Source organism: Nonomuraea sp. NPDC003727 (assembly GCF_053586935.1).
Window position 1 is genome coordinate 216,836 of sequence record NZ_JBSFNE010000004.1, and the last position, 13,030, is coordinate 229,865.

Annotated in this window: 11 protein-coding genes; 1 reads left to right on the forward strand and 10 read right to left on the reverse strand. The window is 69.3% G+C overall.

The genetic code is table 11. The features are described 5' to 3' along the window. Nucleotides 1–62: 62 nt before the first annotated feature. From ACWDLG_RS12610 to ACWDLG_RS12625, 4 genes are all read right to left on the reverse strand, one after another. Complete coding sequence (locus tag ACWDLG_RS12610; RefSeq protein ID WP_449919058.1) at nt 63–950, reverse strand: GNAT family N-acetyltransferase; 888 nt, start codon at nt 948–950, stop codon at nt 63–65. Between the two features lie 21 nt (nt 951–971). Beyond that, nucleotides 972–2,114: a M20 family metallopeptidase gene (locus ACWDLG_RS12615; RefSeq protein ID WP_449919061.1), complete on the reverse strand. Its 1,143-nt coding sequence runs from the start codon at nt 2,112–2,114 to the stop codon at nt 972–974. Between the two features lie 156 nt (nt 2,115–2,270). Continuing rightward, nucleotides 2,271–3,449 (reverse strand): serine hydrolase domain-containing protein, encoded by a 1,179-nt coding sequence (locus ACWDLG_RS12620; protein WP_449919063.1) that lies wholly within the window; start codon nt 3,447–3,449, stop codon nt 2,271–2,273. A 46-nt stretch (nt 3,450–3,495) separates the two neighbouring features. After that, nucleotides 3,496–4,488, reverse strand: coding sequence for a hypothetical protein (locus tag ACWDLG_RS12625; protein WP_449919065.1), 993 nt, complete (start codon nt 4,486–4,488; stop codon nt 3,496–3,498). Between the two features lie 254 nt (nt 4,489–4,742). On the opposite strand from ACWDLG_RS12625, the gene ACWDLG_RS12630 reads away from it, so the two are divergent. Continuing rightward, entirely contained in the window at nt 4,743–5,468 is a 726-nt protein-coding gene (locus ACWDLG_RS12630) for a MarR family transcriptional regulator (RefSeq protein WP_449919066.1), read from the forward strand. A gap of 110 nt (nt 5,469–5,578) precedes the next feature. On the opposite strand, the gene ACWDLG_RS12635 is transcribed toward ACWDLG_RS12630, so the two are convergent. The 6 genes from ACWDLG_RS12635 to ACWDLG_RS12660 all read right to left on the reverse strand — a co-directional run bounded on the left by ACWDLG_RS12635 (nt 5,579) and on the right by ACWDLG_RS12660 (nt 12,872). After that, entirely contained in the window at nt 5,579–8,908 is a 3,330-nt protein-coding gene (locus tag ACWDLG_RS12635) for an NPCBM/NEW2 domain-containing protein (RefSeq protein ID WP_449919069.1), read from the reverse strand. Nucleotides 8,909–9,446: 538 nt separating this feature from the next. Continuing rightward, nucleotides 9,447–10,169, reverse strand: a complete 723-nt coding sequence (locus ACWDLG_RS12640) for an acyl-CoA thioester hydrolase/BAAT C-terminal domain-containing protein (protein WP_449919071.1) — start codon at nt 10,167–10,169, stop codon at nt 9,447–9,449. Nucleotides 10,170–10,354: 185 nt separating this feature from the next. After that, a complete protein-coding gene (locus ACWDLG_RS12645) occupies nt 10,355–10,639 on the reverse strand; it encodes a winged helix-turn-helix transcriptional regulator (RefSeq protein WP_449919074.1) in 285 nt (94 codons plus the stop codon). A 73-nt stretch (nt 10,640–10,712) separates the two neighbouring features. Then, a complete protein-coding gene (locus ACWDLG_RS12650; RefSeq protein WP_449919076.1) occupies nt 10,713–11,498 on the reverse strand; it encodes an alpha/beta fold hydrolase in 786 nt (261 codons plus the stop codon). A 117-nt stretch (nt 11,499–11,615) separates the two neighbouring features. Then, on the reverse strand, nt 11,616–12,401 hold the full coding sequence (locus ACWDLG_RS12655) for a DUF899 domain-containing protein (RefSeq protein ID WP_449919077.1): 786 nt from the start codon (nt 12,399–12,401) through the stop codon (nt 11,616–11,618). 45 nt (nt 12,402–12,446) lie between these two features. After that, on the reverse strand, nt 12,447–12,872 hold the full coding sequence (locus ACWDLG_RS12660) for a VOC family protein (protein WP_449919715.1): 426 nt from the start codon (nt 12,870–12,872) through the stop codon (nt 12,447–12,449). Nucleotides 12,873–13,030 lie beyond the last annotated feature (158 nt).

The following is a 13,030-nucleotide window of genomic DNA, read 5'->3' on the forward strand; positions in this document are numbered from 1 at the left end:
AGAGGGGTACTCACTCCGGGGCGACCGTCACCTCATCCGGCGACTGCCAACCCCGAGGAGCTTCACGGTGATTCCCGCCGGTCCACGATGTACCACCCCGCGCGGTCGAAACCGCGCACCCGCGCGCCCTCGGCGAGCAGCTCGCCGAGCACGTCCCGCAGCGCCGTACGCCACTGGGCGGCCAGCCCCGGGTCGTGGGCCCGCAAGGTCTCGATGTCCCCGGGGACGCCGACCAGCACGGTGCGCGTGTCGGCGCGGCAGGCGACCGGCCCGCCTCTGGGAGAGACGTCCAGCGCCACGGCCGCCTCCGCCGCGCGGGCGGAGGCCGCGTCGGCCGGCCTGGGCAGGCCCGCGCTGGCCGCCACCGCGGCGTGCGACTCCAGCCGCCACCGCACCAGCACCCGGTCGGTGTCGTCGCTGCGGTTGATGTCGTCGTCCATCGGGCCGTAGAAGTTCGGCAGGTACTCGTCCGGGTCGGCGGCCAGCTTGGTGATGTTGAAGTAGGCGTTGCGCCGGATCAGCGGGTCATAGGTCCAGCACACCTCGCTGACGCCACGCGACATGGCCCAGGCGCGCTGGTGCAGCTTCAGCGCGAAGCCGACGTTGCGTCCCTGCACGCGCGCCAGCACCCCCGCGATGTGACTGTGCAGGGCCTCGCGCGCGGGCGGGGAGAAGAAGCCGAAGCAGGCGCCCACCAGCTCGTCCCCTTCGAAGGCGCCGCTGACGTAGCTGCCCGCCTTCGCCATCGCCCGCAGCAGGTCGGCCGTCACCGGCGGGTTGTTCTCACCGGTACGCCAGATGCGCTCGTACAGGCGGCGGACGGCCTCGAGCTCGACGACGCTGTCCAAAGGGCGGATGTGGATGCCCGCGCTTCGCGCGGCCGCCTCGGCTGCGGCGTACGCCAGGTCGACGGGCCCGGACCCGCGACGGTCGCGGATGAGATCAGTCACGCCGGCCATGGTTCCAGCCGGTCAGGTCCTGTAGCTGGTCGGCGGGCACGGGAGGACGGCTCCCGGTTCGTCCGAGTGGACAACTTCCGCGCTTGCCAGCAGTTCGGCGACCAGGGCGGCGAGCAGCCGCGTCCGCCCCGTGAGCTCCGCCACGACCACGTGCTCGTCGTCGGCGTGCGCCCCGCCGCCGACCGCGCCCAGCCCGTCGAGGGTCGGCGTGCCCACTCCCGCGGTGAAGTTCCCGTCCGAGGCGCCGCCGACGGCGAGCGAGGTGAGCGGGCCGATCCCGAGCGTCGCCGCGAGCCTGCGGGCCCGCTCGAACAGGTCCGCCGACGCCGCGGCCTGGAGCGGAGGCCGGTTCGGACCGCCCCTGATCACCAGTTCGGCGCCGTCCAGCGCGGGCCGCAGGCCCAGCATCGAGGTGTGGACGCGGATCTGCTCGGCGGCCTCCCAGACCCGGGCGTCGACCTCGAAGCGCGCCGACCCGGGCACGGTGTTCACCGTGGTGCCCGCCTCCATGCGGGTCGGGGTGACGGTCGTGCCCAGCGCGGGATCGCCCAGCCCGGCCACGGCCACGACCTGGCGGGCCAGTTCCACGGAGGCGTTGACGCCGCGCTCCGGCTCCAGTCCCGCGTGCGCGGCCCGTCCCCGCACCAGCACCTCGTAGCGGGAGACGCCCTTGCGCGCGGTCTTCAGGGCTCCGCCGGGCCCGGCGGCCTCCAGGACCAGCGCGGCCGAGCACCCGCGGGCCTCGTCCTCGATGAGCTCGCGCGAGGAGAGGGACCCGGTTTCCTCGTCGCCGGTGACGAGCAGGGTCACGCCGTCCAGGTCGTCCAGCGCCGCCAGCGCGTGGAAGGCCATCACCAGCCCGGCCTTCATGTCGAAGCACCCGGGCCCGCGCAGCAGCCCGTCGCGGACCTCGAAGGGATGCGTCCGCAGCGAGCCGACCGGCCACACCGTGTCGTGGTGCCCGAGCAGCAGCACCCGGGGCGCGCCGCCGAACCGCCAGCGCAGGTGGGTGTGGCCGTCCACCACCACCCGCTCCCCTTCCGCGCCCAGGAGCCGGGCGCCGACCTCGGCGACCACCTCGGCGCTGCGGGCGACCGCGGCCAGGTCCTCGGACGGGGACTCGCAGCGCACGAGCCGCTCGATGTCGGCGATCATCGCGGCTGCGGCGGCATCTTCATTTCCTGATCGGCGCATCGCTCCAGCATGGCGAAGCGCGGCGGGCGTGGCGCTGTTCAGCCGGCCAACATCGGCGCGTCCTGTTGGGACTCCGCGATGAACGGGGCGCCACGAGTCCTACGGCGTGGTCGCGGGTCATCGGGACGTGGCCGGGCAGAACTCGGCCGACAGCGTGTCGGCGAAGACGCTCAGGCCGCTCCAGTCGCCGTTGACCTGGCTGGTCAGCAGGTGGTTGCCGTTGCGGGTGCCCATGGCGTAGGTCCACGATCCGTAGGTGGCGCCGGCGTTGCCCCAGACGGTGACGCCGCACGGCAGCCTCTGGGAGAAGACGCCGAGGCCGTAGCGGGTGTCGGGGATCCACGGGACGGGGCCCTTGGTCTCGACGGTGGTGAACATCTCCTGTTGCTGGGCTGCGGGCAGCAGGCGTCCGCCGAGCAGCTCGCCGAAGAAGCGCTGCAGGTCACCGGTGGTCGAGATGATGCCGCCTGCGGCCCAGGCGAAGGACTGGTTCATCTCGGTCGCGTCGTGGATCTCGGGCTTGGGATCGGAGGAGAACAGGGTGGAGTAATGCGTCGGGTGAGGGCCGCGGATCTTGGGGTCGGTGCCGGGCAGCGAGGTGCCGGTCAGGCGCAGGGGGCGGATGACGGTCCTGGTGAGTTCCTGGGCGAAGGTCCTGCCGGTGGCCCTTTCGACGATCATGGCGGCCAGGAAGTAGTTGGTGTTGGAGTAGAGGAAGCTCGTGCCCGGCTTGAAACGGGGCGGGGTGGCCAGGCCGATCTCGACCAGTTGCTCGGGGGTGTAGGTGTCGTAGCGGTGCTCGAACCAGGCGGCACCCACGCCCTTGGCGAAGAACTTCGCGTCGTTGCCGTAGTTGGAGATGCCGCTGGTGTGATTGAGCAGCTGCCGGACGGTGATCTCACGGCCGTCGTAGCCGTTGCCCGCGACCAGACCGGGCAGCCACTGCTCCACGGTGTCGTCCAGGCTCAGCCTGCCCTCGGCCACCAGCCGCAGGACCACGGTTGCGGTGAACGCCTTGGTGGTGCTGCCGATCCGGAACCGCTCGTGCGGCTGACGCTTGCGGCCGGTCCTGGTGTCGGCCACGCCTGCCGAACCGAACCACCTGCCGCGGCGGTCGCGGACTTCGGCGACGATGCCCGGAGCGCCACCGTGGGCCACGGCGTTGTCGAGAGCGCGTTGTACGCCGGCGTGGTCGGGGACGGGCGATGCGGCTGTCGCGGGTGCCGTCAGGACGCCCCCAGCGATCAACACGGTGGCGAGGAACAGCCCGCCCTTGGCGGAAGCGGACGGTGTCATGTCAGTTCTCCTTTGGACGTTCGGTTCTCAAGGTCAGGGGAGGTCGTCAGGGCGCCGGCCGGCGGCGCTCGGGGGTTCCAGCGGGTACGGCGCCCGCGCGCCTGGCGGTGACGATCACCCCTGCGGTGGTGGCCGCCGTGAGGAGCAGCACCGCGGCCAGGGCGAGAAGGGTGATCCTGTCCGGGTGGATCAGGGACTGGCCGCGCCAGGCCTGCCAGGTCACGGCCGCGACCAACCCGGTGTAGCCGAGGGCGCCGCAGCCGACGAGGCGAGCACGGACCTTCTCGGCGCGCAGCCAGGCGTGCCTGGCGGCCAGGGCGGCCAGCACCGCGGTGAGCAGGAGCAGCACCTGGATGCCGTGCAGGGCGGCGAAGTGCGGTACCCGGAAGTCGCCGCCGGTGACGCTCCAGCCGGTGAGAGACATGCCGTGGCCGTCCGGGTCGCCGATGCCGTGGCCCTGGTACATCGGGATCCGGGCGCCGTTGGCGTCGGTCACCGTGCGGGGGTGGATCTCGGCGACCAGCCAGTAGACCGGCACCAGCATGCCGAAGACGGCCAGCGCCAGCCCGGCGCGGATCGCCCGGTTCACCGCGACCCCGCCGGTGCGCTGGATCAGCACGACGACCGCCAGGATCAGTTGCGTGATCAGGATGATCATCACGCCGTAGGTGAGGATGGGCACCAGAGCCAGCGTGACCCGATCGCTCTGGTCGGCGTTGAAGTGGCTGAAGGTACCGCGCGCCGCCTGGGCGGTGATGGCGCCGACCTCCACGGTCGCGGCCAGCGCGAAGACGGTGCCGATCCACCAGCCCAGCCGCCTGCCCTTGCGCAGCCTGGTCAGCAGCCAGGCCAGCGTGCCTGCGTAGAGAGCGAAGGCGAAGCCGAACTTGAGCGGCTTGACCCACACCGGCTCATCCAGCAGGGTCCGGCCGTCGACGACGAGCCCGACACCGGCGGCGAACATCACAGCCAGCATGACGAGCGCGCAGACCACCAAGGGACGGTGCCAGGTGCGCACAGGGGTGAGGAGGGAAGTCATGAGGGGGCTCCGATCACGGCTCGACAGTTTGCGAGCAGTCCGTTCGCTCATTCGCGAATGACTAAAAGCTAGCTTGCTTTCACCAAAGCGGCAACAAGCTAGGCGGCTGGAAGTCATATACGCGCAGCTCAGAGCCAATCAACTCTTGCAATGAGAATGAAGGTGAGTGCAAAACGAAGCTGGTGACTTGCAATGGAGTGTTGGCGAACGCAATACTGGCCATACCGCGAGACGTGACACGGAAGGCAGGAGCGATGCCCGGAGGCAGGCTGACCCACCAGGACCGGCAGAAGATCGCCGAGGGGCTGGCCGGCGGACTCACCTACACCGAGATCGCCGGCGATCTGGGCAGGCCCATCTCCACCATCACCCGGGAAGTGGCCCGCAACGGCGGCGCCGGCGGCTACCGGGCCGACCAGGCACAGCGGGCGACCCAAGGACGCGCCCGCCGCCGCAAGCGGAACTCGGCCAAGCTTCCGCCCGCCGCCGTCGACGCGCACGGGCGCGATCCCGAGTCGGTTCACGAACTGGAGGAACAGTTCACCGCGATGATGGTCGGCACGGGGCTGCCGCGGATGACAGCCCGCGTGCTCACCTGCCTGTACGTCACCGACAGCGGCAGCATGACCGCTGCCGAGCTCGTCCGGCGCCTCCAGGTCAGCCCCGCCTCCATCTCCAAGGCCGTCGGCGAACTCGAACAGCAGGAGCTCATCAGGCGCGAACGCGACCCCCATCGCCGCCGCGACCGGTACGTCATCGACGCCGACGCGTGGTTCCGCGGCTGGATGGCCAGCGCCCGCCAGAACACCCTGCTGGCCGACTTCGCCCGTCAAGGTGCCCAGGTCCTCGGCACGACCACACCCGCCGGTACGCGGATGCACGACATCGGCCACTTCTTCGAGCACGTCGGCCAGGCCATGATCCAGGCGGCCGAGGAGTGGCGGCAGACCCATGCCACGCAGCGCACCGCACAGGGCTAGCACGGCGGAGCGTCGCCGCGCTCACCAGCGGCATCGGCGCGAGGAACGGGCCGTCGTGGGCGCGACTCCGGCGGGTCGCCCTGGAAGGGCTCCCCGCCGGGTCCTGCGCATCATGACACCAGCTTTGCTCCCGCCCAGTCGGCGTGGTCGCTGTTGATCCCGTCTCCCGCGTCCGTCACCTTCAGCACCAGCGAGGTGACCCCGGCCACGCTGACGTCGATGGCGGCCGCCGCGCTGGACGGAGTCATCGCCGATGGACTCTCGTACAGCTTGACGCCGTCGCCCCAGACCTCGAACGTGACCGTCGCGTTCGCGCCGACCTCGTCATCGACCCCGACATCCGACCGGAACCGGGAATAGGCGCCGTTCAGGAGGTAGGTGATGCCGCTCGTCGCATGCGTGCCCAGCCCCTTGGCGTACGTGGTCCCGTTCAGGGTGATGGTGTGCCCGTCGACGCTCCGGTCCTTGTGAAGGGTGCCCCACCCGATGGTGGGGGTACCGGTCCAGTTCAGATCGCTGAGGAACACCGCGGCGCCGCCGGAGGTGGTGACCGTGACCGCGTTGCTGGCACCCGACACGTTCCCGGCGGCGTCCTTCGCCTTCACCGTGAAGGTGTACGACGTCGCGGCCGACAGCCCGGTCGCGGTGAAACTCGTGCTCGTGGACGAGCCGGCCGGCGCCGTCCCGCGGTAGATGTCGTAGCCCGTCACCCCGACGTCGTCGGTCGGCGCCGTCCAGGTCAGCTTGACACTGCTCGACGTGACGTTGCTCGACGCCAGGTTGGTCGGCGCGGCCGGCGCCTGGGTGTCCGCACTGACAAGTCGAGCGTTCGCCCAGTCGGCGTGGTCGCTGTTGATCCCGTCTCCCGCGTCCGTCACCTTCAGCACCAGCGAGGTCACCCCGGCGATGCTGACGTCGATGGACTGGGTCGGGCTTGAGGCCGTCAGTGCCGACGGACTCTCGTACAGCTTGGCGCCGTCGCCCCAGACCTCGAACCTGACCGTCGCGCCCGCCGAGACCTCGTCGTCCACGCCGACCTCCGCCTGGAACTTCGCGTACCCGCCGTTCAAGGTGTAGGTGATGGCGCTGTTGGCATGCGTGCCGATGCCCTTGGCGTAGGAAGTCCCGGCCAGCTTGATGGGGTTCGACCCGACGCTTCTGTTCTTCTGAACAGTGCCGAAATCGGTCACGGCGTTGACCCAGGTGAGATCGCTGAGATCGGCTGTCTGGCCGTTTCCGCTGATGGCCGTGGTGACACTGACCGCGTCGCTGGCCGTCGAGGTGTTGTCCGCCGCGTCCTTGGCCTTCACCGTGAACGTGTACGGCGTCGAGGCGGAAAGGCCGGTCGCCGTGAAGCTCGTGCCCGTCGACGAACCGATCAGCGTGGTGCCGCGGTAGACGCCGTAGCCGGTCACGCCGACGTTGTCGGTCGACGCCCCCCAGCTCAGATCCACGCTGTTCGAGGTCACCTTGCTCGCCGCGAGGCCGGTCGGCGCGGTGGGAGCCGTGGTGTCACCCCCTGCGCTTCCGGCGGTCGCGGTCACCGACGCGCCGGCGGCCACCGGCACCGCCACGTACGAGACCGTCCGGCCGTACAGCGACTTGGTCTGCGGCGTCTGCGGGGTGCCGTTCACGCTGATCGACGAGAGGGTCCCGTAGAACTGGGCTTCCCAGGTGATGGTGGAGCCGGAGTTGTTGGTCAGCGTGGAGGCCGTCGTGCCGGTGTGCTTGAGCTTGAGGTCGTTGCCGCCGACCTTGAGGTGGTTGATCTCCACCCACGGCACCTCAGCGGTCAACCGCGGGACGGTGGTCACCTTGTTGTGCGGGGCGTCCGGTTGCACGCCCATCATGCCGTCGATGATGCTGCTGACCACCATGAACGAAACTTCCGGATATCCGTTCTTGTCGGCCATGAGCTTCTTGAGCCACGCCCAACCCTCTGACGGCCGGTTGTACTGGTAGTACATCTCCGGCAGATAGGAGGTCGCCTCGACATTCAGGTCGTCGTCGTTGGCGGCGATGAAGTCCAGGTAGTCGCTGGTCCTGGCGCCGTGGTCGCCCAACCCCGTCAGCATCATCAGGAAGCTGGCCTCATGCCCCCAACTGCTGTAACCCTTGCCGTCGGCGTCCTTGCCGCGGATGTAGCGGTTGGTCGCCGAGTCCCACCAGTTTCGCTCGAAGTGGTCGCGTACCCGCTGGGCGCGCTGGGCCCACTTCGTGCTGTTGGCGTTGTCGCCCTTTTCCTTCAGGATCGCCGAATACGCGATCATCGACTGGTACTGGTAGCCCAGCGCGTCGGCGGCGGAGACGAGATGTTCGTTCGGGAACTCGAAGAATGTCGCCGTGTATTCGCCGGGCTGCATCCTCGCGACCGGCTGCTCGCTGGAGGGGTTCGCGTCGTTCCACGTCACCTCGTGGTTGGTCAGGAACGAACCCATGGTCGAGTCGTAGTACGCCGAGAGGGTCGGGTCGTTGATCCAGTTCTGGTTTCCCGTCCACTGGTACTGCTTGTAGGCCTTGGCCATCACGTTGAACGGCGACGGCAGTTCCCTGAATCCCGTGCCGTCGACGTAGTACATGCTCCCGTAGGAGCTGTGCGCCCAGAGCGGCCAGCCGTTCTGGCCCGGGTCGTCGGCATCGCCGGCGAACGTCTTCAGCATCGCGAAGGTCTCGTTGTCCAGGCCGAGCGCGTGCGCGCCATCCGACTGGTGGGCGATGTCCCTGTTGTAGAAGGCCTCCCGGTTCACGTAGGAGCCCCAGTAGCCGGGCACCACCGTGGTGTGCGTGGAATCCTTCAGCCGCCACCACTCGGCTTCGTGCCCCATCATCGGGTTCCCGGGGTAGAACGTCATGCCCAAAGCCCGGTTCTTGCCCCAGGTGAAGCCCTCGTTCAGTGCCGCGTTCGGCGAATCGATGCTCAGCGTGCTGGTCGGCGGACCCACGTGCTCCTGGATCGTGATCTTGTCGACGCGCGGTGTCTCGCCGGCGGACGCGGCCGTCAGCTTGATGGTGTCACCGTTGTTGAGCGTGATTTTGCTCGACGTATGGGTGTCGATGTTCGTGGGATCGGTGTAGTCGCGACCATTTCGCTGCGCCGTGGCCCACGAATCCACGGTGGTGGAATTCACCGCGAGCGTGTAGGTGACTCCGCCCGCGGTTTTGCCGTTGTAGCGCGTGATGAGGTCGTAGGTGCCGGCGGCCCCGCTGAATGCCTTGGTGGCGCTGCTCGACTGGCCGGAAACGCCCTGGATGTAATTCACGGTCTCGACCGGCGTGCCGTTGAAGGTGTGCTCCACGCTGGCGGTCGAGAAGTTGGACAGCGCCATGCTCTCGGCCTCGACAACGTACGGCCCCGCCGCTTCGGCGGGTGATGCGGGGATGGCGGATACGGCCAGGGCTGAAGCCAGTAAGGCCAGGAGCGCATGGGTGAGGCGGCGCATCTGACATCGATTCCTTTCGGCGAGGAAGCCGGAGCGATGCGTTGGAAGATGTTGAACTATGGGGCCTATTGAGTGCTTCACAAAGATCAATGTCAACAGTTGTTTAGTTGTGGGAGGGCGGCTACCCTCGCGCGGGCCCATGCGCGTACGCGGGCGAGGCGGCCGGCCCTCGGCATGGATGGCTTGATCGAGCGAAAACTTTCATTGAACTCTTGCAAGACTGGGTGTAGCGTCCTGGCCAACGCCCCACGCCACCCCACAGGAGTCACTCCATGGATGGGTAGAGGAAGACGTAGACGGCCATGGCGGCCGGCGCGGGCCGCAGCGGTCGGCGCCATTCCTTGGATACCGATCTACCGCGTCATGCCCAAGCCGACGCTTCCGTTCGACAGGTAGGTGTTGAAAGGCGCACCACGGTGACTTCGTTCGGCATGCGGATGGTCCGGCGCTGCCGGCCGGTCTGCCCTGGAAGGCTCATCAAGCATTCAGCATGGCGAGGATGTGCGGCCAGGCTGCCGCTCCCAAGGCCGCATCGGTCTCAGGAGATCCCCCCGTACAGGTACGACGGCGACGGTTGCGAAGGAGGCTCACCCGGGAAGCGAGGCCGATGTCCCGCTGAAGGATGGCTGACAATGCGGACCTCGCGACGTTCCGAAAGTGCCTCGGCGAAAGCTGATGACGGCCACATCTGATCGTCCGCACCCGCGACGAGAAGGACGTCGGCGCGGGCCCGTTCCAGCGGGATCGCCGCTTCAGGAGGAGCAGTGGCGAGACCGCGCTCGTAGAAGGCGCGGAAGGAGGTGGGCGGTCCGTGAGTGGGCCATTCAGCCGGATATGAGGCGAAGGGCAGCGGCCTGCCCCGCCATGTCCAGGACGATCGGTAAGGCCGCGTCGCTCCATCCAGTCCGGGGCCGACGTTGGCCCAGACCACGGAGGACGGCGACACTGCGATGACGGCGTCCACCCGCGGCTCGATGCACGCAAGCGTCAACGCCGCCTCCGCGCCCTTCGACACTCCCAGCACCGCCAACCGCGACACCCCTGTGTCGGCCAGCACATCAAGTGCTGTCATGAACGTCTCGAGCGGCACCTCGCAGATGCCCGGCGGCTGACCCGCCCCGCCGAACCAGCGGATGGACATCGCGGTCACGCCGTGCCGCGCCAGCAGATCGCAGCGTTCCGCATCGATTCGACCGCTGGACCCGGCCAGAACCAGAACCCCGACCGCAGTGCCCTGGGAGACCGCCATGTACCTCTCCACGACAGGGATTATGGCCTGTGTCGCAGCTCGCTCCTCAAGGGTCCCGGGAGTCGGCATAGAGCGCGACTTCAGGCAGCGCTTCGTCATGTTCGATCTTGAGCGGTTTCGTCGCGCAAGCTCACGGGCCCGAGCCGGCGACGCGTCTCGCTCGTTGGTGGTCGTCGTCCGTTCTGGCTGATGGGCGGTCATTCCGTGGCGTCGCCGCCCGCCTCCTCGGCCCATCGCAGGCTCCAGGCGTTCAGCGGTCCGAGCGCCTCGACGAGGTCCTCGCCGAGGCGGGTGAGGCGGTAGCCGCCGTCGTGCGAGGTGACCAGCCGGGAGCCTGCCAGCTCGTCAAGACGGGTGCTGGGCACGCTGGAGGACATGCGCTCGCATCGGCGCTGCAGCTCGCGGAACCCGGCGGGGGCCTGGTTCAGCTCCCACAGGATGCGCATCGTCCAGCGGCGCCCGAGCAGATCGAGGACGGCCATGACCGGGCGGCCCGTGACCCCGCCGGCGACATCCCCGTGCCGGTGTTCACGCCGGCACGAACGGCACGATTCCTCAGCCGGCCACGCCGGCGAGGAAGCCGGCGACCACCCGGCCGGCGACCTCGCGGAACTCCTCGAAGTAGGCGTGCCGCGCACCCGGGATGAGGTGCAGCCGCGCTCCAGGGATGCGGCCGGCCAGCAGCGGCGCGTTGGCGGCCGGGTTGAAGACGTCGTCGGCGCCGTGGATCACGAGGGTGGGCGCGACGATGCCGGGAAGGGCTTCCCAGCTGTCATGATGCGCGCTGGCGGCGAAATGGTGGCGGCGGGCGTGGGCCGGCATGCCGCGATCGCCGATCGTGCGATACGGGCCGGGGTGGGTGGCGAGCCACTCCGGGGTGTACATCAGCTCGAGCAGCGCCCGCCGGGCGGCGGCCCGGTCACGCTGGGCCAGCGAGCGGCGCACCTCCTGACTTCGCTCCACCCCGTGTGCGCCTCCGGGAGACGTGCACCCCAGCACGAGCGCCGCCAGCCGCTCCGGGTGGTCGGCGGCCAGCCACTGGGCGACGCGGCCGCCCATGGAGGTGCCGTAGACGTGCGCGCGCTCCACGCCGAGCTCGTCGAGTACGGCCAGCGCGTCGAGGGCGAAGCCGCGCGTCGTGTAGGGCTCGTCGGGTTTGTCGCTGTCCCCGGTGCCGCGGTAGTCGAAGGTTATGGTGCGATAGGAGTCCTCGAAGTCCGACCGCACGCCGTCCCACCAGTGGTGGTCGTTGGACTGGCCGGGCAGCAGCATGAGCGGGTATCCGTCGCCGCTCACCTGGTAGGACAGCTTCACGCCGTCCTTCGTCGTCGCAAAGGGCACATCTCCCATTGTCGTATGGCACGACCGGAGCGCTGTGCCGCCGCGACGGGCGGGCGCGCGGGCGGACCGTCGCATCGTCCGCAGGGTTCCGCCCGCGACGCCGTCGACGAAGGACTGTCAGTGGTGGTGGTCGTGCCGGCCGAGGGTCTCCACGGGGGTCGCGCCGGGGCGGGTCCACTGCGGCACGGGGCGGCTGGTCGGGCCCCAGGTGGCGGTCCCGTCCGCGTCCGAGCGCCAGGACCAGCACGCGTGGCGGCCCTCCGGCCGGCCCTCGGGATGGTCCTCCCACGCCTCGCCGCGGCCGTAGGGCGTCATGTCGAGCAGGCCGAGGGACCCGTTGACCCGCTCGTTGCCGCGGCCCGTCGTGGAGTAGGTGAGGAACACGCGGTCGCCGTCGCGCAGGAAGCAGGTGATGTACCCCATGTTGCCGCCGACCGGCGCGTCCACGTCGCGCACCGAGTACCAGGGCTGGGTGTAGCCCATGAACTCGACATAGGAGGCCACCTCGTCCCACCGGCCCGTGGTCAGGACGGCGAACGAGACGCCGCGGGCGTTGAGGTAGACGGCGTCCTTCAGGTGCCAGGCCGTGGTGGTGCAGCCCTCGCACTGCCCCTGGTGCGGTGCGCCGTCGTACCACATGTGTTTGTAGACCACGAGCTCGTCGCGACCCTGGAAGAGGTCCAGGAACGGGACCGGTCCGTCAGGTCCGACGACCTCGATCGTTCCGTCGAGCTCCACCATCGGCAGCCGGCGGCGGGCCGCGGCGATGGCGTCGCCCTCGCGGGTGTGCGCCTTCTCACGGACCAGGAGCTCGTCGCGGGCGGCCTGCCAGGTGGCCAGGTCGACGACGGGCGGGCGTCCGGGCAGCAGCGCGGTGGTCGGGTCGTCCGGCGTGGTCGTCATGATGTCCTCCGTGTCCATGAGATCGACTACCAGCAGGGGCTCGCATCAACCGGTCTGCTCGGCCAGGGCGACGATGACGCCGGCGGGGCCGCGGAGGTAGCAGAGCCGGAAGATGCTCTCGTACTGCGCCACCTCGCCGAGGAGTTCGGCGCCGTGGGGGAGCAGGCGGGCGACCGTGTCGTCGATGTCGTCGACGGCGAACATGACGCGATGCAGGCCCAGCGTGTTGGGCGGCGGGTTCTGCGGCTCGGCGCCGACCGCGGCGGGGGTGTGGTACTTCGTCAGCTCCAGCTTGCTGTGGCCGTCCGGGGTACGCATCATCGCGATGTCGCTCCGGACGCCGTCGAGTCCGACGGTGCGGTCCGCCCAAACACCTTCGATCTGGGCCTTGCCTTCCAGCTCCATGCCGAGTTCGGTGAAGAACGCGACAGCCGCGTCCAGGTCGTCGACGACGATGGCGACGTTGTCCATCCGCTGAACGGTCATGTCTCCGAGCATAAACAGGGGCGAGCCGCCGGTCTGGCCATGCCTCATCGAGCGCGGAACGGCCACGTCCCGCGCAGGGCGACCACCCGGCTTGGGTTGGAGGTGGAGATAACTACAGGGAGAGTGGAGAGTCATCCGCAATG

What these genes read in the sequence shown, in the direction of transcription:
- ACWDLG_RS12630 (WP_449919066.1), top strand. Translation starts at nt 4,743, where the DNA reads ATGCCCGGAGGCAGGCTGACCCACCAGGACCGGCAGAAGATCGCCGAG.
- ACWDLG_RS12655 (WP_449919077.1), bottom strand. Translation starts at nt 12,401, where the DNA reads ATGACGACCACGCCGGACGACCCGACCACCGCGCTGCTGCCCGGACGC.
- ACWDLG_RS12660 (WP_449919715.1), bottom strand. Translation starts at nt 12,872, where the DNA reads ATGGACAACGTCGCCATCGTCGTCGACGACCTGGACGCGGCTGTCGCG.
- ACWDLG_RS12635 (WP_449919069.1), bottom strand. Translation starts at nt 8,908, where the DNA reads ATGCGCCGCCTCACCCATGCGCTCCTGGCCTTACTGGCTTCAGCCCTG.
- ACWDLG_RS12615 (WP_449919061.1), bottom strand. Translation starts at nt 2,114, where the DNA reads ATGATCGCCGACATCGAGCGGCTCGTGCGCTGCGAGTCCCCGTCCGAG.
- ACWDLG_RS12645 (WP_449919074.1), bottom strand. Translation starts at nt 10,639, where the DNA reads ATGGCCGTCCTCGATCTGCTCGGGCGCCGCTGGACGATGCGCATCCTG.
- ACWDLG_RS12620 (WP_449919063.1), bottom strand. Translation starts at nt 3,449, where the DNA reads ATGACACCGTCCGCTTCCGCCAAGGGCGGGCTGTTCCTCGCCACCGTG.
- ACWDLG_RS12625 (WP_449919065.1), bottom strand. Translation starts at nt 4,488, where the DNA reads ATGACTTCCCTCCTCACCCCTGTGCGCACCTGGCACCGTCCCTTGGTG.